The sequence below is a fragment of the uncultured Gemella sp. genome, assembly GCF_963525165.1.
Lineage (GTDB): Bacteria > Bacillota > Bacilli > Staphylococcales > Gemellaceae > Gemella.
The window spans coordinates 1-19,704 of record NZ_CAURJN010000008.1; the positions used below are offsets into that span (position 1 = coordinate 1).

Genomic DNA, 19,704 nt, shown 5'->3' on the forward strand with positions numbered 1-19,704 from the left:
ATAGAATTGTAGTCTTCTTCTTTTTCAAATAAAACTGATTTTTCTTTTTCAAGAGTAGATTGTAATTCGTTTAATTCTTTTTTCACAGAATCTACTTTCTCGTTATTTTTTTTATCTTCATCACTTAAAGTAGCGTTCTTTATCTTTTCTTTAATGCTATTTGAAATTTTTTCACGCATATTTTTAATTGCATCATTATAATCAGAATTTAATTTATCTTTTTTCTCTTTTGAAATTTCATCTTTTTTATCAACTAAAGATTTGAAAATTTCAATTTTTTTATTTAAATCATTCTCTTTATCAAACTTAGAAATCGTATCTTTGATTAATTTTTCTAACTTAAAATCTTCTTTTTTCTTCTCTACCTTTGGTTTATTATTTAGCGTTTGTTGTTTTTGATACGCATAAACAGACAAACCAATTACCGCTATAATTACTATAGTTAACAATCCAATTAATAATTTTTTATTTTTTTTCACTTTTATTCACCTCTATTTTATTATTTAGTTTACATAAATTATTTTATGTAAATCTTATGCAGGGGACTACCGTTATTCATAATCCTCTGCATATTCTTTTTCTAGAAATACTTTTCTAGGTTTACTTCCTTCTACAGGTCCAATATATCCATCTTCCTCAAGCATATCCATTATCCTTGCTGCTCTATTATAACCTATTTTAAATCTTCTTTGCAATAATGATGCTGAAGCTTTCTGTGTTTTAGCTATAAATAACAGTATCTCTTTGTATAATGGATCTACATCTTCACCAGATGAGCCTCCATTTTGAGAGCTTACTTCACTTGGCGTCATATTTGGATCATATTGTGCTTCAGACTGACTTTTAACAAAATCAACAACTTTCTCTACTTCTTCATCGGATAAGAAAGCTCCTTGTACACGTACTGGTTTACTTGATTCAGCTGATAAGTACAGCATATCACCTTTACCAAGTAATGTTTCTGCACCTGACTTATCAAGGATAGTTCTTGAGTCAATGCTAGAGCTCACAGCAAACGCAATTCTAGATGGTATATTAGTTTTAATAACTCCTGTAATTACATCAACTGATGGTCTTTGAGTTGCTATTATCATATGTATACCAGCTGCCCTTGCTTTCTGTGCTATTCGAGCAATCGATTCTTCTACTTCTTTAGAAGATACCATCATTAAATCAGCTAACTCATCTATAATCACCACAATATATGGAAGTTCTTTGTAATCTGGGTCTTTAGCCGCTATTCGATTATACCCTTCCATATTTCTTACTCTAGCTCTAGCAAATTCTCTGTATCTGTTTTCCATTTCAAGAACGACTTTATGAAGAACATCTGCCGCTTTTACTGGATCTGTAACAACAGAAGTAAGTAAGTGTGGAATGCCATCATAAATTGATAATTCAACCATCTTAGGATCTATCATTATCAATTTAACTTTATCAGGTTTATTTTTTAATAATATACTTGTAATTATCGTATTTACACAAACCGACTTACCACTTCCTGTAGAACCTGCTATTAATAAGTGAGGAGTTTTATCAATTCTAGTGAAAATTGATTCACCTGATACATCTTTACCTAATGCAACAGATAGTGGTGAATTATCTTCATCATTGACAAAAACCTCTTTCATCGTTACTAGCTCATTTACTGTATTAGGTATTTCTATACCTATTAATGATTTACCAGGAATTGGGGCTTCTATACGTACATCTTTAGCTGCAAGATTTAGTGCTATATCATTGCTCAGATTTACTATCTTACTAACTTTGGTTCCTGGAGTTGGCAATATTTGGAACTGTGTAATCGATGGTCCTACTATTGCTTTGACGATCTTAACCTCAATACCAAAGTTATTAAATGTACTTTGAAGAATTTTCGATTTTTCTACCACATCGCCTTTAGTAATAGTTTGCTTCTTAACTGGATTATTAAGTAGTGTGACTGGTGGAAGTTGATAATTATCATACGTCTCTTCCGAAACTATTTCATTAACCATTTCTTCTTCAACAGGAATATGTTCTTTTTTTACTTTAGTTTGTTTTCTTGAAGGACGTTGTACAATTTCCTCATCATAGAATTCTTCATCTTCTTTGAATTCTCTTATATCAACAACTAAATCTTTATCTTTAATTTTATTATATCTCTGTTCATTAGAGTTTTCTTTATTAATATTAGACGAATTATATTCATCATAAATAATATCATCCTCTTCTTGATAGTCATCTAAAGTATCTTCGATATACTCATTTTTATCAAATGCATTAACTATATGATGTTTAATCCTTAGGACTAACTCCCTATGATTAATATTAAAATATAAAAATATAACTGTTATTATAGCTGATATTATCACCAATAATGAACCATAATAGGATAATAAATATATTAAAAATTTAACAGGATAATAAGAAATTAATCCTCCACCATATGAACTAACTTTATTATTGTAAATATCATTAAAACCTAACAAATTATTATCAGTATTACTAATGTAAATTAACTGAAATAGAAAATCCACTAAAATTAATAATATTACAATAATTGCTGGAGTTTTTAGCTTTTTATTCATAATATAATATATCGGTGTTGCAACTATTATTATATAGATAAGATAACTAAAACTTCCAAATAAATATTTAAAAAGTGTATCAAAAAATCTACCAATAAATCCCATTTGTAAAACAGATAAAATTACTATAAGAACAGAAATTACAAAATATAATCCGCGATAGGCTTCTTTAGAGAAATTAGGAATAATATTTTTCTTTGGAGCTTTCTTTACACTTGTCTTTTTACCACTAACTTTAGTGGAATGCTTGTTTTTATTAGTTTTACTTGTTTTTTTTGTACTTTTTGTCTTTTTATTGCTCAATCTTCTCTCCTTTCTAGTCTTCTTCTACAAAAACTGCCTCAGTTGGACAATTAACTTTTGCTTCTAAGACTAAACTACGATACTTTTCAGCAACTTCTTCAGTCATCTTATTATCATCGATAATGCAATACGCTATTCCATCTTCGTCATAATCATAGACATCAGGGCATATCGCATTGCAATTCCCACAAGCAATACAATCTTCTCGTATTATTTTAGTTTTCATTATTTTCTTCTTTCAAAAAATCAGAAAATTTCTCCAACGATTCTTTTCGATGACTGATACTATTTTTTTCTTCAGAACTTAATTCTGCAAATGTTTTAGCTAAACTTGGAACATAAAATATAGGATCATATCCAAATCCGTTATTTCCTCTTTGTTCAGAGATAATTTCACCATGGCATTCTCCTCTAAAAGTAAATTCTGTACCATCAGGTTTAACTAAAGCTATAACTGATACAAACTTAGCATTTGATTTCTTACCATCTAACTCAGATAAAACTTTCTCTATATTCTTTGCATCAGTTTGTTCTTTTGAATATCTTGCAGAATAAACTCCAGGACGACCATCTAATAGTTCAACACTAAGTCCACTATCATCTGCTATTGCAGTTTTTCCTGAATATTTTGAGATTGTTCTTGCCTTTATCAAAGCATTTTCTTCAAATGTTAATCCATCTTCAATAATCTCATCAGTAAAATTAATATCTTTTAAAGTTAGTATATTATAATCACTCAATATGCTTTTAATTTCTTCAACTTTATGTGCATTATTTGATGCTAAAATCAATTCTTTCATTATATCACTCCTATATTTCAACTACTTCTGCATTAATATCTTTCTTTAACCACTTAGAAGCAATACTATTAAAATTATCACTTTCTTCTGAAATAAAGAATCTGTGTTCTTTTTTATTTAGCTTTTTCTGATGTAATTTTGCATATCCTAAAACAGTACTTACTTCGCGTGCTGCTTCTCTTCCTGAAGAAATAACTTTAATATTATTACCATAATACTCTTCTATATCTTTCTTCAATATTGGATAATGCGTACATCCAAGTACTACTGTATCAACGCCTAGCGTGTTGGTATTACCTAATGTATCAGATATCAAATTTTTAGTAGCTTCTTTATCAAGATTTCCTTCTGATTCTATAAAAGGTACAAAAGCTGGGCAAGCTTTATCAAAAACAATAATATCAGAATTGATATTTTCAATTTCTATATCATATACTTTTGAGTTTGCTGTGAACTTTGTTCCTAATACTAGTACTTTATTATTCTCTGTTGCTTGTATAGCTCGTCTTGCTCCTGGTTGAACAACTCCTATAATAGGTACTTCATACTTACTCTGTAGATAATCTAGTGCCGCAGCTGTCGCAGTATTGCATGCTAAAACAACCATCTTCACTCCTTTATCTATTAAGAATTTCACTGCTCTATCCGTATTTTTTATTATTTCTTCCTTTGTTTTATCACCATAAGGGCAATTTTTAACATCTCCGAAATAATAGATAGTTTCATTGGGTAACTGTCTCATAATCTCGCGAGCAACTGTTAGTCCACCTACTCCACTATCAAATACTCCTATTGCATTATTCATATATGGCCTCTTTCTTAATTAGAACCGAGCATCTCTTCTAGTTCTAATATTTTAGTATAAGATTTAGTTTCTATTCCTACAAATTCTTTAAATACCATATTTAAAAATGAGAATAATCGAATTAAATCTTTGTTTTCAATTTCCAAACTTTCTAAAAAGTCGATATTTTTAACAGTCATATAATATGTAAGTTTCACTAATGAATCACTAAGACCATATACACTATGATCAATATTAAACTTATCAACAAAGCTATTCTTTAAAAAGCTATATCCTACATAAGGTTGATCTGTTTTTTGATATTTAAACATAAAACCTTGACCTTTTAAAATTTGACACAAAAAATATATTAAAACAAGTTTTTCAGAAACATCATTTTCTATATTTTTTAAACATACATTTAATAACTTATACATATTAAATGTATCATCATTTATCAAACTAACATATTCCAACATATTGGCAACATAGCTATTTTTTAATATGTCATATACAATATTTGTATACGTATTTTCTATCTCAAGGTTTGTAATTTTGTTCATACCACTAGTAGGAAAAAAATTAATAGATACCTCATATGGAGTACTCACCTTAATTTTTTTCTTACTTTTATGGACATTTTCATAGAAAAAACTTTCTATATTACCCTGTTCAGTTAAAACATGTAATATTTCATGGTAATCTCTATATCTTATTTTTTTTATTATTATTCCTGTAATAAAATTTCTATTAGTCAAAGATATCATCCCTATAACCAAGGTCACGAATTTGGTTTGGTTTTGATCTCCAGTTATCAATTACTTTAACCCAAAGCTCTAAAAATACTTTCTCTCCTAGAAGAACCTCTATATCTTTTCTTGCTCTAGAACCAATTTCTTTTATCATTTTACCTTGTTTACCAATAATCATACCTTTTTGTGATTTTCTTTCAACAACTATTGTAGCAATGATATTTTTCTTTTTACCAGGTTGTTTCTCTATTCTATCAATTATAACAGCAATTGAATGAGGAATCTCTTGCTCTGTTAATTGCAATACTTTTTCTCTGATGAATTCTGATATTACGAAATACTCCGGAGAGTCAGTAATTACATCATCAGGATACATTTTAAAGCTTGGTTGTAAATATTTTTTTGTTGTATTTAATAAATTATCCATATTAATAGACTTTAATGCTGAAATAGGAACTATCTCAACAAAATCATATAAGTCTTTATAAAATTCAATAATCTGAATAAGTTGTTCAGGCGATATTAAATCAATCTTATTAATAAGTAAAAATGTAGGAACTTTTAATTCCTTAACTATGTTTATTAAATGTTGATCTCCAGGACCAAACTTCTCACTCGCATTTATAATTAAATACACAATCTCAGACTCTTGAATTGCACTACTTGCAAGTTTCATCATATAATCACCAAGTCTATGTTTTGGCTTGTGAATACCAGGAGTATCAATAAAGACAATTTGTGAGTCATTATTAGTATAAACACCATTTATAATATTACGAGTTGTCTGCGGTTTATCCGACATTATGGCTATTTTTTGTTGTAGTATATTGTTTAATAACGTAGATTTACCAGCGTTAGGTCTACCAATGATAGTGACAAATCCCGTTTTAATTTGTTCTTCAAACATGTTTATCTCCTTAAACCAAACTTCTCAAGAATCTTATCTTGTTTACCAAACATTTCTTTTTCATCTTCTTCAGTCATGTGATCATAGCCTAATAAGTGTAAAAATCCATGTACTGCAAGAAAACCTATTTCTCTATCAAAGCTATGTTCATATTCTTTTGCTTGTTCATGAGCAATATCAACACAGATAATTACATCACCAATAGAATTAATCTCATCTTCAAGACCAATAATATCAATTTCATCTTCTACTTCATCATTTAGAGCAAAAGAAATAACATCAGTAGGAACATCTTTTCCTCTATAATCACGGTTAATTTCTTGTATTTCTTCTTTACTAACAAATGATAACGACATTTCAGTAATCTCAGTATCAACATTTTCATACTCTGCAGCACATTCTAATAGTTTTAGTAACATATCTTTAGTGCTATCTTCTACTAAGTTATTATCATCTATAATATCAACAAATGTCATGGTTTTCTCCTTATTTATTCGCATTTTAAAGGGATAATCTAAATATTTAGATTTTAAAAGTCCCTTACCATTATTTAAGTTTATTAAAGTTCTGTTGTCTTAAAGCATCATAAATTATTAATGCAGCTGTATTAGACAAGTTTAGAGAACGAACATTTCCACTCATTGGAATACGTAATGCCTGTTCGCTATATTTCTCTCTAAATTCTTTTGGTAATCCTTTTGTCTCTCTACCAAAAATAAAATAGATATCTTCATTATTCTCATTTGAAAAATCAAAATCACAATAATTTTTTGTTCCAAATTTAGTTATAAGATAATAGTGTTCGTCATTAGTAGCTTCTAAAAATTCATCAAAACTATCCCAAACAACTAAATCTAGATGTTCCCAATAATCTAAACCAGCTCTCTTTACATGTTTATCATCAATAGAGAATCCTAGCGGTCTAATTAAATGTAATCTTGTATTAGTTCCAACACAAGTGCGTGCAATGTTTCCTGTATTAGCAGGAATCTCTGGTTGGAATAAAACTATATTATTCATAATTAACTAAAATGGAAGTTTGCCACCAAACATTCTTCCAAGACCCTTTCTTTTAGATTTATCATTCATAAGTCCACCGAATTGTTTCATCATTTTTCTCATTTCTTCGAACTGTTTGATAAGTTTATGAACCTCATTAAGAGGACGACCACTACCTTGGGCAATACGTTTTCTACGTGGTACATTTATAATATCAGGATTTTGTCTTTCTTCAATTGTCATTGACTTAATAATAGCCTCGATATAAACAAATTGTTTTTCATCAACAGCATCTAAATTCATATTTTTCAGTTTACCCATTCCAGGAATCATTCCAAGTATGTCTTTAAGGCTTCCTAGTTTTTTAACTTGTTCTAATTGAGTTAAGAAATCTTCAAAAGTAAAACTTTGATTTAGAATTTTTTCCTGCATTTTTTTAGCTTCATCTTCATCGATAGAAGCTTGTGCTTTTTCAATTAATGTAAGTACGTCACCCATACCTAAAATACGAGATGCCATACGTTCTGGGTGGAATAACTCAAGGTCATTCATTTTTTCACCCATACCGACTAACTTAATTGGTTTTCCTGTAATAGACTTAATAGATAGTGCAGCACCACCACGAGTATCACCATCTAATTTAGTTAGCACTAAACCGGTAATGTCAAGTTGCTCGTCAAATGATGTTGCAATATTAACTGCTTCTTGCCCTATCATAGAATCGACAACAAGTAAGATTTCGTCTGGTGTCGTAGCAGCTTTAATATTTTTTAATTCATCCATTAATAGTTCATCGATGTGTAAACGCCCTGCTGTATCGATAATTACATAGTTGAAGTAATTTTCCTTAGCAAAAGCTAATCCATCCTTAACAATATCTACTGGATCTTTATCTACATAGAATACTTCGATATCAAGTTGCTTACCTAATGTTTTTAATTGTTGAACTGCAGCGGGTCTATAAACGTCAGCAGCAATAAGAAGCGGTTTTTTCTTCATAGTCTTTTTAACTTTAAGCGCTAATTTACCTGCTGTTGTTGTTTTACCAGCCCCTTGAAGACCAACCATCATAACAGTAGTAATTTTACCACCTTGATTTAATTCAACATTAGAACCACCTAATAGTTCAACTAATTCTTCATTTACGATTTTTACTACTTGTTGTGCTGGAGTAAGAGATTTCATAACCTCTGTCCCAACAGCTCTTTCACTGATTTTTTTTACAAATTCTTTTACAACTTTAAAGTTAACGTCAGCTTCTAGTAAAGCTAACCTAACTTCTCGCATCATTTCTTTTACATCCGCTTCTGAAACTTTACCTTTTCCAGTAAGCTTAGCTATTGTATTTTGTAATCTTTCTGATAAGTTTTCAAATGCCATACAAGCTCTCCTAATTTTCTAATTTTATCAATTCTTCAACATACGTTAGTACTTCTGTATCCGTAGTTGATTTCTTTATCTCATTTAGTAAAAACAATCTCTGATTGTTTAATTTTATTAAATTTAACTTCTCTTCAAACTGTTCTAATTCTAATATTGTTCTCTTAATATTATTAGACACGGCTTGTTTTGATATATTATAATTCTCAGAAATCTCTGTCAGTGATAAATCGTTGAAATAGTAATCATCTAAATACTGTTTTTGTTTATCACTTAGTAATTCAGAGTAAAAATCATAGAGTTGTGAAATTTTAATAACCTGTTCTATTTCCACAATCTTCCTCCAGTCATTAAATATAAATCTACATCTCTATATTATACGATAAAATCGCGTTTTTTTCAAATTTTTATCGTTATTAATAAAAATAAAACCAACTAAATATATAGTTTTTTTAGTTGGTTTTATAATCTTTTTATACAATTCTGATATAAAATTTTTTTATTTTTTATATATAATCTAGTGCTGAATTATCTATAGTAATTGTAATTTTTTCTTTAGAAAAGCTTTCGGCAAAGTAATCATTTATATATTTTAATATCGGATAAAGTTTCTTATAATTCTCATCTTGATATCTTATTGCTATATTGAATTTATATTCATTATTTATTTTATAAAATAAACTCTTATTAGGTCCCAAGACAGATAAATCATTTTGTTTTTTACTAATAAAATCAAATATCATCTTAGCTACACGTTCTGTCTTTTGTTCATCATATCCTTTTATAGTTATAAAAGAGATTTTACAAAACGGTGGATAATCTATTAATTTACGTCTATTTAGTTCATATTTATAAAATTTTTCATAACTATGTACTATCGCATAATTTAATATATTACTAGCTATATTTGTTTGAAAGACAACTTCCCCCTCTTTCTCACTACGTCCAGCCCTACCAGCTGTTTGAACTAGTAATTGGAACAGTTTCTCATTGGCTTTAAAGCTAGGTAGCGCAATCATACTGTCTATTGATAATACACCAACTAAAGTAATATTGGGAAAATCTAGTCCTTTTGATATCATCTGAGTACCTAAAAGTATATCAGATTTGTGATTTTTAAAATCAGTAAGTAGTTTTTCATACGCTCCTTTTCTACTAGTGGTATCAGAGTCCATCCTTGTTATTCTAATATCTGGTATGTTTTGATATAAGTATTCTTCAACTCGTTGTATACCATAATTTCCCGAAACTAATTCAGGGTGTTCACAACATTTAGGTATATTAGAAATTTTCTTTTGATATCCACAAAAATGACAATGCAATGAATTATCATGTTTATGATAGTTTAAACTTATATCACAATTTTCACATTTATATAAATGCCCACATGAAAAGCAACGAATAAAGTTAGTATATCCACGTTTATTCATTAATAAGAGTACTTGTTCCTTCTTCTCTATTTTTTCTTTGATCTTAACAAGTAATTCACTAGCAATCACGTCTTCTTTTTCTTCAATGTGAACTATATTTATCTTTGGTAATTTATTGTTAAACCTATGCGTAAGCTTTAACAAATTATTAGGATTATTTTTTTCAAAATTATAATATAAATCTACAGAGGGCGTTGCACTAGCATATACTACTGTGCACTTATTATAAATTCCACGTTTTTTTGCAATATCTTTAGCATCATATCTAGGCGAATCTGTTTGTTTATAGCTGTTTTCATGCTCCTCATCTATAATAATAATACCTAGATTATTAAAAGGTGCAAAAACTGCTGATCTAGTACCTAAGCATATCTTAACTTTTCCATCTCTGATTTTTTTCCACTCATTATACTTTTCTTTTGAATTTAATCTAGAGTGTATAACTGCAATATTATCACTAAATATCTTCCTAAATTTCTTTTCAATTTGTGGTGTTAATATAATCTCGGGAACTAAAATGATAGCGTCTTTCCCTTCTTTAAGCACCGCTTCAACAAGTTTTATATAGATCTCTGTTTTTCCTGCACCTGTTACACCATGTAAAAGATACTCATTGAACTTTTCACTATCAAAATTCTCGCTAATCCTGTTGTAAATTTTTTGTTGATGTTCACTTAGCTTCGTATTATTTTCTAGTATAGATGTATTTATATCATGTTTAACATCTTCTTCAATAACTCTAATTACATTCTTTTCAAGTAATTTTTTCGTGACAGAAGTCCCTATTTTTAACTCTTCCTTAACCTTTGATTTTTTAATCCTTTCATGTGAAATTAAATAATCAACTAATTCTTTTTGTTTTTTTGTTAATTTAGAATCTCTATAGTTATCTAATACAAAAAATTCTTCAGTTTCGTTATTATTTTTTTCTTTAATTTTACTTACAAGTTTAATAGCTTTAAGTGAGATTAGGTAGCCGATTTGTTCAACTGTAAATAATTTCTCAAATTTTTTCTTTTCAATAAGCTTATCATTATTAAAGTATTTAGCATAATCTAGAAGTAACGTAGTATTAGCATCTATTAACTCATAATATTCTACATATTTGTTTTTTAAACTTGTAGGAACTATTGTTTCAATAGCTTGTATTCTTGTACAAAACAATTCATCTGCCATCACCTTTGATAACAAAATCATTTCTTTAGTTAATATAGGAAAATCATCTTTTATCTTTTTTATATACTTAAAACTCTTTGAAGATTGATCTTCAATATTATCTTTTCTAATATTTACTATATAACCTTGAACTACTCTTGTTCCAAATGGCACTTCGACTCTATATCCCACTAAGCTTCTGGTTTTCAACTCATCAGGCACAAGATAATAGAAACTCTGGTTAACATTATGATTATTAACATCAATTATTACCTCAGCATACATAATCCCACCTCCTATTCATCAATCTGCTTCTATTTCGATATCTCATCAATTATGGCTTTTGCTATATTATTTTTACTATTTTTATCAATTTTTTTAATGTTATCATGCTTATCGATAATATACACTTCATTATCTTCACTACCAAAGCCAATATCTTTTTTTGATATATCATTAGCAACAATATAGTCAAGATTTTTCTTGATTATTTTTTCTTTTGCATACTCTATTAAATTATTTGTTTCTGCAGCAAAACCTATTACTTTTTGATTATCACTCTTATTATCTCCAACATATTTTAGAATATCTTGTGTTCTCTTAAATTCAATCGATAGATTTCCATCTTGTTTTTTTACTTTTTTATCAAAGATTTGTACAGGTGTATAATCTGAAACAGCTGCTGCTTTAATAATAAAATCACAATCTTTGAAATTATTTTTTACCGCTTCAAACATATCATTTGTACTAATAATTTTAACTTTTTTGACTTTATTACTGATGCTATCATCGTTTATACTAGATACAAGAATCACCTCTGCTCCTCTTTTAGCACACTCATTAGCAATAGCTATTCCCATTTTACCAGTAGAAGGATTTGTAAGACACCTAAATGGATCTATAAATTCTTTTGTAGGACCCGCAGTTACCAATACTTTTTTATTTTTTAACTCTTGTTCAATTTCTTGGAATAGTGCATTTTCGATTTTCTCTATTGATGGAAATTTACCTTCTCCTACATCACCACATGCCAAAAGTCCACTATCAGGCTCTACAAAATTAAATCCAAGTTTTATCAGTTTATTCATATTTTCTTTAATAATTGGATTTCTATACATAAACGTATTCATCGCAGGAACTATATATATCCTAGAAACATCTCGCACCGCTAACATTAACGAGGAAGCTAAATCATCTGCAATCCCATTTGCAAATTTTGAAATTAGATTAGCTGTAGCTGGAGCTACAATTATCTTATCAGCCCACTTCGTTAAATCTATATGTTGTATTTCATTCTCATCTATTTCTTCAAAAGTACTAGTATACACTCTATTTTTTGTTAAAGTTTGAAAAGGTAACTGCGTTACAAAATTTTCGGCATTCTTTGTCAGTATTACTTTAACATTATTACCTTGCTTCACAAGAGAACTACATAAATCTATTGATTTGTAAGCTGCAATTCCTCCGGAAACTATTAATAAAATATTCATGAAATTCTCCTTTTAATCTTAATAGATAAACTAACTAATATAGGTCATGATCAGCATTATCAGCATTATTCGGTCCAAAAACTGCAGTTTCTAGTTTAGATAATCGTTTTAGTATATCTAAGTTTGTTACTTGAACAGGTTTATCTTCACGACTTGTATTTTTTATAGCTTCAATTTTAATTTTTAGATTTTGGTTTTCAATTTCTAATTCTTTTAGTCTCGTTATAAGTTTGTCTAGTTTCATATAGTCTTCAATTATTAAATCTAAATAATCATTAACATCTTCTTCGCTATATCCTTTAACTCTGCTTTTTTTAAACTCTTTTTCATAAATTTCTTTTGCTGTTAAATTCAATTCAACACTCATTTTTTTAACTCCTCTAATTAAATTCACTAAAATATGCGACACAACTAACAAAATATAGTGGTGCTGTTTCTGCTCTTAGTATTCTCTTACCTAATCCTATCACATCAAATTTATTTTCAGTTAAAAAATCAACTTCTTTTTCAGAAAGTCCACCCTCGCTTCCAAATACTGCTATTACCTCTTTATTACTTAAATCAGAATGCAATAAATTTTTCAAGTTGATATTTTTCTCATTAACTGATTCTTTTTCATACGCCACTACTTTATGATTGAACTTTTCAGAAAAAGTTATTAAATCTTTTAAACTATCTACATATGTAATATCAGGAATTATATTTCTCTTAGATTGTTCTGCAGCTTCTTTAACAATTTTATTCCATCTATTAATCTTAAAATCCACCTTATCTTTTTTTATCTTAGCAATGTTTCTCTCAGAATTAAATAACACTATATTACTAACACCTAATTCAGTTAATTTTTGCATTAAATATTCAATTTTATCATTTTTCAAAGGTGGTATAGCTACTGTTATCTTTGTTGATAATTCATTAGTACCTATTACTTGTTCATATGGTGTAACTAGAACTTTATCTACATTATTATCAACAATCGTACAAATATATTTAACTTCATTATTAAATACAACATACACCTTATCATCTATTTTTTTCCTCATGATTCTCACAATATGATTACTGTCATCTTTTGACAGCTCATATGTTGATTCAATATTAAATTCTTCATTTAAAAAATACTGTTGCATAAAAACTCCTAATTTTTAATCTTACAATTAATTTTACCTCATTATTGATATTTATTCAATAGTAGCATCCCTAATATAAAAGTAACGACTCGCAAATAGAATTTACAAGTCGCTACTTTCTTTATTAAACTCAGCTTGAAAATAATTCAAACAAAATTCTGACTAATATTCAATTTATAATATCTTAATTAGTTTCCAGCTGGAATATAACCTTCAATATGTTCCTTAGCTAATGCTTCATGTTCAGCATATGTTTTAGAGAAATACGCCTTTCCATCTTTTGTTGCATGTAAGAAATATAGATAATCTGTATTTTCTGCATTATTTAATGCCTCGTATGAAGCACTTCCAACAGATGAAATTGGTCCAGGTGGCAGTCCTACAATCACGTAAGTATTATAAGGAGAATTTAACGTTAATTCTGTCTGTGTAGGTGCTCCTGTCAATTTATCAGCTGCATAGTTTGCAGATGGATCTGTCTGTAATTTCATTCCTTGAGCTAATCTATTTAAGAATACACTTGCAATAAGTTTATTTTCATCAGATTTAGTTGATTCTTTTTCAAGAATACTTGCCATAGTAATATAATCATGAATAGATATTTGCATCTGTTGACCATTTATTTTCCAAGATTTGTTATTCTTTTGATATAATGGAACAACTTTTTCATTAGTTAACTTAACCATCTTAGTGATTAAACTTTCTACAGTCTCATTGTCACTAAGATCATAAATTGCTGGATATAGATACCCTTCTAATGCATATTTAATATCTTTACCGAATACTTCATTAGTGATTAATTCAGGGAATTGTTTTTGTAATTTTTTGATAAACTCCGCATCATTAACCTTCTCTAAAAATTCATCTTTGTTTAACTTAGTTTTTTCCAAATTCTTAGAAATCTTCAAAATACTGTCACCCTCAATTAAAGCAAACGTATTACCAGAATTAGCCTTATTTTTTGAACCGAGTTCCTGGATAATTTGAGGTAGACTCATACTTTGTTTTAACTTGAACTTACCAACATAAAATGATGTATTAGGCGATAATCTAGAATAGATTTTAAAAACTTCTTCATTTTTGATTAAGCCTTTAGATTTAAGTTCTTGAGCAATCTTAGCACTTCCATAATTTTCTTTAATTTCAACAGAAATATCTTTATTATTGCTTTTATCTACCGGTGTTATCATATAATAGAAAACTGATAAGGCAGTAATTCCAAGAACAACTATAATAGTCAAAATTGTAGGAATAAATGATTTTTTTTTCTTATTTTTTCGCCTTAATTCTCTACTTCTTCTTATTTTATCTTCTTTCATCTTTTACTCACTTTCATCGTAGTAAAAAGTATCTAATACTTCAGAAATCATATCGTATTCTTCATCTGTTTCAACTGGCTCAAATCTCACGCTATCCTCACCATCTTCAACACATACCATTGGGAAGATGCTAATTTCTTCTTCATCTATTGTTTCTTCTTCAGCAAAGATATAGTATAAGTTACCGTTTGTTGGATTAGTAAACTCTAAAATCTTACGATATTCTTTTTCTTCACCTTCTAATGTACTAAGTGTGTACACCTCTTCTGTATTATCAATACTAATGTTTTTTAAATCTTTTTCTTGCATTTTATTTTCCTCCTAAGATTTATATTAATTTAATTTATCTAAATATGTCTGTAGTATTAATACCGCAGCCATTTTATCAATAACATTTTTTCTTTTTTTTCTTGAAACATTTGCTTCAAGAAGTACTCTTTCAGCGCCCATCGTTGTTAAGCGCTCATCTTGTAGAATTATTTCAACATTTTTAATTTTCTTTTTCAACACTTCTACAAAATACAGTGTTGCTTCCCCTCTAAATCCTACAGAATTATCCATATTTTTAGGAAGACCTACAACGATAGTTCCGACATTATGTTCTTGAACTAACTCTTTAATTCTTTTTATTTTAAAATCTTTTACCTGCTCATTAATATTTATAGTTTCGATACCTTGAGCAGTAAAACCTAACAAATCACTTACGGCAACTCCAATAGTCTTTGATCCATAATCTAGACCCATAATTCTCTTATCTAACATTTACGACTCCTGTATAAAAAAGTATAATAAGTACTCTAGTATATCATCCATTTCTATTAATCTAATTTGCTCTCTAGCATGATTATCCCTAGGAATATACACTGGATCAGCTGTTTTAATATAGCCCATTAATTGATTTATAGGATCATAACCACGCTGTTTAATTGTTTCTACAACATTTCTTAAAATGTTGTGAATATCATTTTTATCATAAAAATTGCTATCAAATAATCTTGTTTCATCGAAATTTGTCATAATCATTACCTCCGATTATTCTAACTCTACTAAGATACCTACTGCATTTTCTCCTGTGTGCGTTGAAATAATTGGTGTTGTCGTGAAAATCTCTTTTTCATCAACAATATAACCAAATACTTCCTCTAGTTCTGATTTTATCAGTGTAACATATTCATCCGCTAATGAATTTGGTAAACTTATATTTTTAATTGATTTACCTTGTTTTGCTTCTTCAATATGATTAATTAAGGTATGAACTAACTTTTTCTTACCGCGAACTTTATCTAAAGCAACCAACTCAGTTTCTTTTAACTGAGTTAAAACTTTAATGTTTAGTAACCCTCCGATTAAAGCTTGCGACTTACTTAGTCTACCACCTTTTACCAAATTGTCAAGTTTATCGATTGTAACATACGTTAAAATATTCTTGGCTTTTTCTCTAAGATTTTCTACAATCGTTTCTATTTCTATCTGTTGTTCAAGTTGACTTAAACATTCTTTAAGCAAGAAAACCATCCCACGAGTAGTTGTCTTTGTATCAACTACATAAATTCCTTCAAATTCTAAACTAGCCGTAACCGCGGTATTATATGTCCCGCTTAAAGCCGAAGAAAGAGTTAAAACTATCACTTTATATCCCTCTTTAGTCCACTTTTCAAACGCTTCAATAAATTTGCCTATCGCTGGCTGACTAGTTGAATAAGTTGATGCTGTCCTCATTCTTTCAATATATTCATCATTACTAATTGTACGATAATCATACTCTGTACCATCAATATTAATTGTAAGAGGAATAACATCCACATTATATTTTTCAATTTCATCAAAAGTTAAATCACTTGATGAATCAATAATTACTTTTACTTTCTCTAACATTTATTCTTTCCTCTTTCTCTTATAATGCATAAATACAAAATTAAATTCATTATTTTCATCTTTTGAGAATTCTTCCCTACTAATTAAATCCCAATCATTTTCATCAAATTCTGGAAACTTCGTATCAGCCTCAACAACTGTATCCACTTCGGTAATAAACATTTCATCACATTTATCTAAATACTTATTATATACTGTTCCACCACCAAATATATATGCCTTTTCTGTTTCAATATTTTCTAAAATTGAATCATCAGTATACACTTCTATATTTGAATAATGATTTAAAGAATTTTCATCACGAGTAAGAACTCTGTTAATTCTATTAGGTAAAGCTCTACCAATACTGTCCAGTGTTTTTCGACCCATAATAATCGTTTGATTTGTAGTTAACTCTTTAACTCTCAGCATATCCCTTTTTATACGCCATGGTATCGTGTTTTCTTGACCTATTGATTTATTTTTATCATATGCAACTATTAGTGATAACATATTACCCCTCCTAAACTGCGATTGGTGCTTTTATAAATGGATGACTTTCATAATTAACAACTTCAACATCCCCAATCTTAAGATCAAAGATACTTTCAAAATCATTAATTTTCACTTTAGGTAACGGATAAGGATTTCTAGACATTTGCACTGTGACTTGTTCAAAATGGTTTTTATAAATATGTGCATCTCCTAGCGTATGAACAAATTCCCCTACTTCAAGTCCACATTCCTTAGCTATCAAAATAGTAAGCAGTGAATAAGAGGCAATATTAAAAGGTACTCCTAAAAATACATCTCCGCTTCTTTGATACAGCTGGCAACTTAACTTTCCATCATTCACATAAAATTGGAATAATGAATGGCAAGGTGGAAGTGCCATAGTGTCTACTTCCGCTGGATTCCAAGAAGAAACTATTAATCGACGAGAAGATGGATTAGTTTTAATTTGCTCTACTACATTTTTCAATTGATCAACACCATTAAAATTTCTCCACTGTTTTCCATATACGTTACCCAAATCACCAAACTTATTAGCGAACTCTTCATCTGAAAGAATTCTTTCTTTAAAGATAGTCATTTGTTCTTTATACTGTTTAGAAAACTCCTCATCTATTAATGTTCTATGCCCAAAATTAGTCATATCAGGTCCAGTATATTCATCGCTTTCAACCCATTTCTTAAAAGCCCATTCATTCCAAATATTATTTTTGTTCTCTAATAAAAACTTAATATTTGTATCACCTTTTATAAACCAAAGTAATTCTGACCATACTAAGTTAAAATTAACTTTTTTTGTAGTTAATAACGGAAATCCTTCAGACAGATCAAACTTCATTTGGTAACCAAAAATACTTTTAGTTCCAACACCCGTTCTATCATCTTTCTCAATTCCATTTTGTAAAATATAATTACACAATTTTAAATACTCTTTATCTGCCACTCTAATTCTCCATTACGCTCTATAATTATGTTCTCTCAAGTATCTCATTAGTTCCTTAATTTTTTCTAAAGAACTTTTGCCAAAATGATGCTCAATACCTTCTACTTCTTCGTAAACTTTATCTTCATCTACTCCGATTAATCTAAGAAAATCTTCTAACAATTCATGTCTTGTTAGTGCATATTCTCCCATCTTCTCACCTTGCTCAGTAAGGGCAATACCTCTATATTTTTCATATACAATATACCCTTCAACATCCAATTTTTTCAGCATCTTAGTAACAGTAGATGGATAAACTTCCAATTTCTCAGCTATGTCAGCACTTCTCGCATAACCTTTGTTTTTAACTAAAGAATATATTACTTCAATATAATCTTCCATGGTTGGTGTAGCTTTTGCCATATTAGTACTCCTCCTTTATAATATTTTAAATGGTGATTTCTCGACAGTTGATTTAATAACCTCAACTCCAATTTTAGAAATATAATCTAGTAATAAACCTTTAACTAGACTTTCTGTAAAGTGACCGATATCAATAATATTTTTTTTCATTTCAATAGCATCAAGTGCCGCATGATATCCTATATCTCCAGTCAAATATATATCAACCTCAGGTAGTGAATATAGAAAATCAGCCCCACTCCCTCCTAATAATGCAACAGTACTAACTTCCTTTTCAGAGCTAATAACTGCAGAAACATTATCAAGTGAAAATCTTTCTTTAATGTATTTAATAAACTCTTCCATGGCTAGTGGTGTAGGTAATTTTCCAATTCTTCCTAATCCCGCTTCCTTATCTAAACTATGTTCAAACAATACTTTAATATCATTTAAATCTAATAACTTAGCTAGATAATCATTTAATCCTAACTTTGCAGAATCTAAATTAGTATGAAATGAAATAACAGAAATATCATTCTTTATTAAATCCCGAATAATATTAGATTTGAAATCATCTGTAAAATCCAATGATTTCAATGGTTTAAATATTAAAGGATGATGAGAGACTATTAAATCAACATTATTGTCAATAGCTTCTCTAACTACTTTAGTTGTGACATCTAAACATACCAAAACTTTATTAACATTATTATTGTAACTACCTAACATTAAACCTACATTATCCCATTTTTCTGCTAATTTAACATCTGCCAATTCATTTAAATGATTATATACGTTTTTAACAGTGATCACAAATCTAACCTCCTTATATTATTATCATTTTATTATAACACTTTATAAAAAATATTGCCATAGCGAAACATAGTTTGTAACTAAAATAACATATTTATTTTCTTTAATATTTTTTGCTAAATCTATAAAAGTATAAGTTTAAATAATATTTTTAATAGCAATAAAAGATTATCGAAGGAAG

At 28.8% G+C, this 19,704-nt stretch carries 24 protein-coding genes; all 24 read right to left on the reverse strand.

Annotated features, from left to right (window positions below):
- A partial coding sequence (locus RWQ74_RS02520) for a hypothetical protein (RefSeq protein WP_314396503.1) occupies positions 1–479 on the reverse strand: 479 nt, incomplete at its 3' end.
- Between the two features lie 72 nt (positions 480–551).
- Positions 552–2,675 (reverse strand): DNA translocase FtsK, encoded by a 2,124-nt coding sequence (locus RWQ74_RS02525; protein WP_399540728.1) that lies wholly within the window; start codon positions 2,673–2,675, stop codon positions 552–554.
- A 211-nt stretch (positions 2,676–2,886) separates the two neighbouring features.
- Positions 2,887–3,099: a ferredoxin gene (locus RWQ74_RS02530; protein ID WP_314090364.1), complete on the reverse strand. Its 213-nt coding sequence runs from the start codon at positions 3,097–3,099 to the stop codon at positions 2,887–2,889.
- On the reverse strand, positions 3,089–3,673 hold the full coding sequence (locus tag RWQ74_RS02535) for an XTP/dITP diphosphatase (RefSeq protein ID WP_314396508.1): 585 nt from the start codon (positions 3,671–3,673) through the stop codon (positions 3,089–3,091). The genes RWQ74_RS02530 and RWQ74_RS02535 overlap by 11 nt, the downstream gene beginning before the upstream one ends.
- 10 nt (positions 3,674–3,683) lie before the next feature.
- On the reverse strand, positions 3,684–4,478 hold the full coding sequence (racE, locus tag RWQ74_RS02540; RefSeq protein WP_314396510.1) for a glutamate racemase: 795 nt from the start codon (positions 4,476–4,478) through the stop codon (positions 3,684–3,686).
- A 14-nt stretch (positions 4,479–4,492) separates the two neighbouring features.
- On the reverse strand, positions 4,493–5,224 hold the full coding sequence (recO, locus tag RWQ74_RS02545; protein ID WP_314396512.1) for a DNA repair protein RecO: 732 nt from the start codon (positions 5,222–5,224) through the stop codon (positions 4,493–4,495).
- Complete coding sequence (gene era, locus RWQ74_RS02550; RefSeq protein WP_314396514.1) at positions 5,208–6,116, reverse strand: GTPase Era; 909 nt, start codon at positions 6,114–6,116, stop codon at positions 5,208–5,210. Before era ends, recO begins: the two co-directional genes overlap by 17 nt.
- A 2-nt stretch (positions 6,117–6,118) precedes the next feature.
- Complete coding sequence (gene ybeY / locus RWQ74_RS02555; RefSeq protein ID WP_314396517.1) at positions 6,119–6,592, reverse strand: rRNA maturation RNase YbeY; 474 nt, start codon at positions 6,590–6,592, stop codon at positions 6,119–6,121.
- 70 nt (positions 6,593–6,662) lie between these two features.
- A complete protein-coding gene (trmL, locus tag RWQ74_RS02560; protein ID WP_314396619.1) occupies positions 6,663–7,139 on the reverse strand; it encodes a tRNA (uridine(34)/cytosine(34)/5-carboxymethylaminomethyluridine(34)-2'-O)-methyltransferase TrmL in 477 nt (158 codons plus the stop codon).
- A 3-nt stretch (positions 7,140–7,142) separates the two neighbouring features.
- A complete protein-coding gene (gene ffh, locus RWQ74_RS02565; RefSeq protein WP_060914725.1) occupies positions 7,143–8,495 on the reverse strand; it encodes a signal recognition particle protein in 1,353 nt (450 codons plus the stop codon).
- A gap of 10 nt (positions 8,496–8,505) precedes the next feature.
- Positions 8,506–8,829 carry a YlxM family DNA-binding protein gene (ylxM, locus tag RWQ74_RS02570; protein WP_294682646.1) on the reverse strand — a complete coding sequence of 108 codons (324 nt, stop codon included), beginning with the start codon at positions 8,827–8,829 and terminating at the stop codon, positions 8,506–8,508.
- A 172-nt stretch (positions 8,830–9,001) separates the two neighbouring features.
- On the reverse strand, positions 9,002–11,365 hold the full coding sequence (priA, locus tag RWQ74_RS02575; protein WP_314396522.1) for a primosomal protein N': 2,364 nt from the start codon (positions 11,363–11,365) through the stop codon (positions 9,002–9,004).
- Positions 11,366–11,394: 29 nt separating this feature from the next.
- Positions 11,395–12,570 (reverse strand): bifunctional phosphopantothenoylcysteine decarboxylase/phosphopantothenate--cysteine ligase CoaBC, encoded by a 1,176-nt coding sequence (gene coaBC / locus RWQ74_RS02580; protein ID WP_314396524.1) that lies wholly within the window; start codon positions 12,568–12,570, stop codon positions 11,395–11,397.
- Positions 12,571–12,604: 34 nt separating this feature from the next.
- Positions 12,605–12,937, reverse strand: coding sequence for a DivIVA domain-containing protein (locus RWQ74_RS02585; RefSeq protein WP_314396526.1), 333 nt, complete (start codon positions 12,935–12,937; stop codon positions 12,605–12,607).
- A 13-nt stretch (positions 12,938–12,950) separates the two neighbouring features.
- Positions 12,951–13,700: an RsmE family RNA methyltransferase gene (locus tag RWQ74_RS02590; protein ID WP_314396528.1), complete on the reverse strand. Its 750-nt coding sequence runs from the start codon at positions 13,698–13,700 to the stop codon at positions 12,951–12,953.
- A 188-nt stretch (positions 13,701–13,888) separates the two neighbouring features.
- The gene (mltG, locus tag RWQ74_RS02595; RefSeq protein ID WP_314396530.1) at positions 13,889–15,019 is read right to left on the reverse strand and encodes an endolytic transglycosylase MltG; all 1,131 of its coding nucleotides are present in this window, start codon (positions 15,017–15,019) and stop codon (positions 13,889–13,891) included.
- A gap of 3 nt (positions 15,020–15,022) precedes the next feature.
- Positions 15,023–15,328, reverse strand: coding sequence for a DUF1292 domain-containing protein (locus tag RWQ74_RS02600; RefSeq protein ID WP_003145557.1), 306 nt, complete (start codon positions 15,326–15,328; stop codon positions 15,023–15,025).
- A gap of 24 nt (positions 15,329–15,352) precedes the next feature.
- On the reverse strand, positions 15,353–15,781 hold the full coding sequence (gene ruvX, locus RWQ74_RS02605) for a Holliday junction resolvase RuvX (RefSeq protein WP_003145599.1): 429 nt from the start codon (positions 15,779–15,781) through the stop codon (positions 15,353–15,355).
- Positions 15,782–16,036 carry an IreB family regulatory phosphoprotein gene (locus tag RWQ74_RS02610; protein ID WP_314160230.1) on the reverse strand — a complete coding sequence of 85 codons (255 nt, stop codon included), beginning with the start codon at positions 16,034–16,036 and terminating at the stop codon, positions 15,782–15,784. It abuts the gene before it with no gap.
- Between the two features lie 15 nt (positions 16,037–16,051).
- Positions 16,052–16,894, reverse strand: a complete 843-nt coding sequence (locus RWQ74_RS02615; RefSeq protein WP_314396533.1) for a DegV family protein — start codon at positions 16,892–16,894, stop codon at positions 16,052–16,054.
- Positions 16,895–17,386, reverse strand: coding sequence for a dihydrofolate reductase (locus RWQ74_RS02620; protein WP_314396535.1), 492 nt, complete (start codon positions 17,384–17,386; stop codon positions 16,895–16,897). It abuts the gene before it with no gap.
- Between the two features lie 10 nt (positions 17,387–17,396).
- Complete coding sequence (locus RWQ74_RS02625; RefSeq protein WP_314396537.1) at positions 17,397–18,329, reverse strand: thymidylate synthase; 933 nt, start codon at positions 18,327–18,329, stop codon at positions 17,397–17,399.
- Positions 18,330–18,341: 12 nt separating this feature from the next.
- On the reverse strand, positions 18,342–18,731 hold the full coding sequence (gene mntR, locus RWQ74_RS02630) for a transcriptional regulator MntR (RefSeq protein WP_314160227.1): 390 nt from the start codon (positions 18,729–18,731) through the stop codon (positions 18,342–18,344).
- Between the two features lie 15 nt (positions 18,732–18,746).
- Positions 18,747–19,523, reverse strand: coding sequence for a Nif3-like dinuclear metal center hexameric protein (locus RWQ74_RS02635; RefSeq protein ID WP_314396539.1), 777 nt, complete (start codon positions 19,521–19,523; stop codon positions 18,747–18,749).
- Positions 19,524–19,704: the final 181 nt, after the last annotated feature.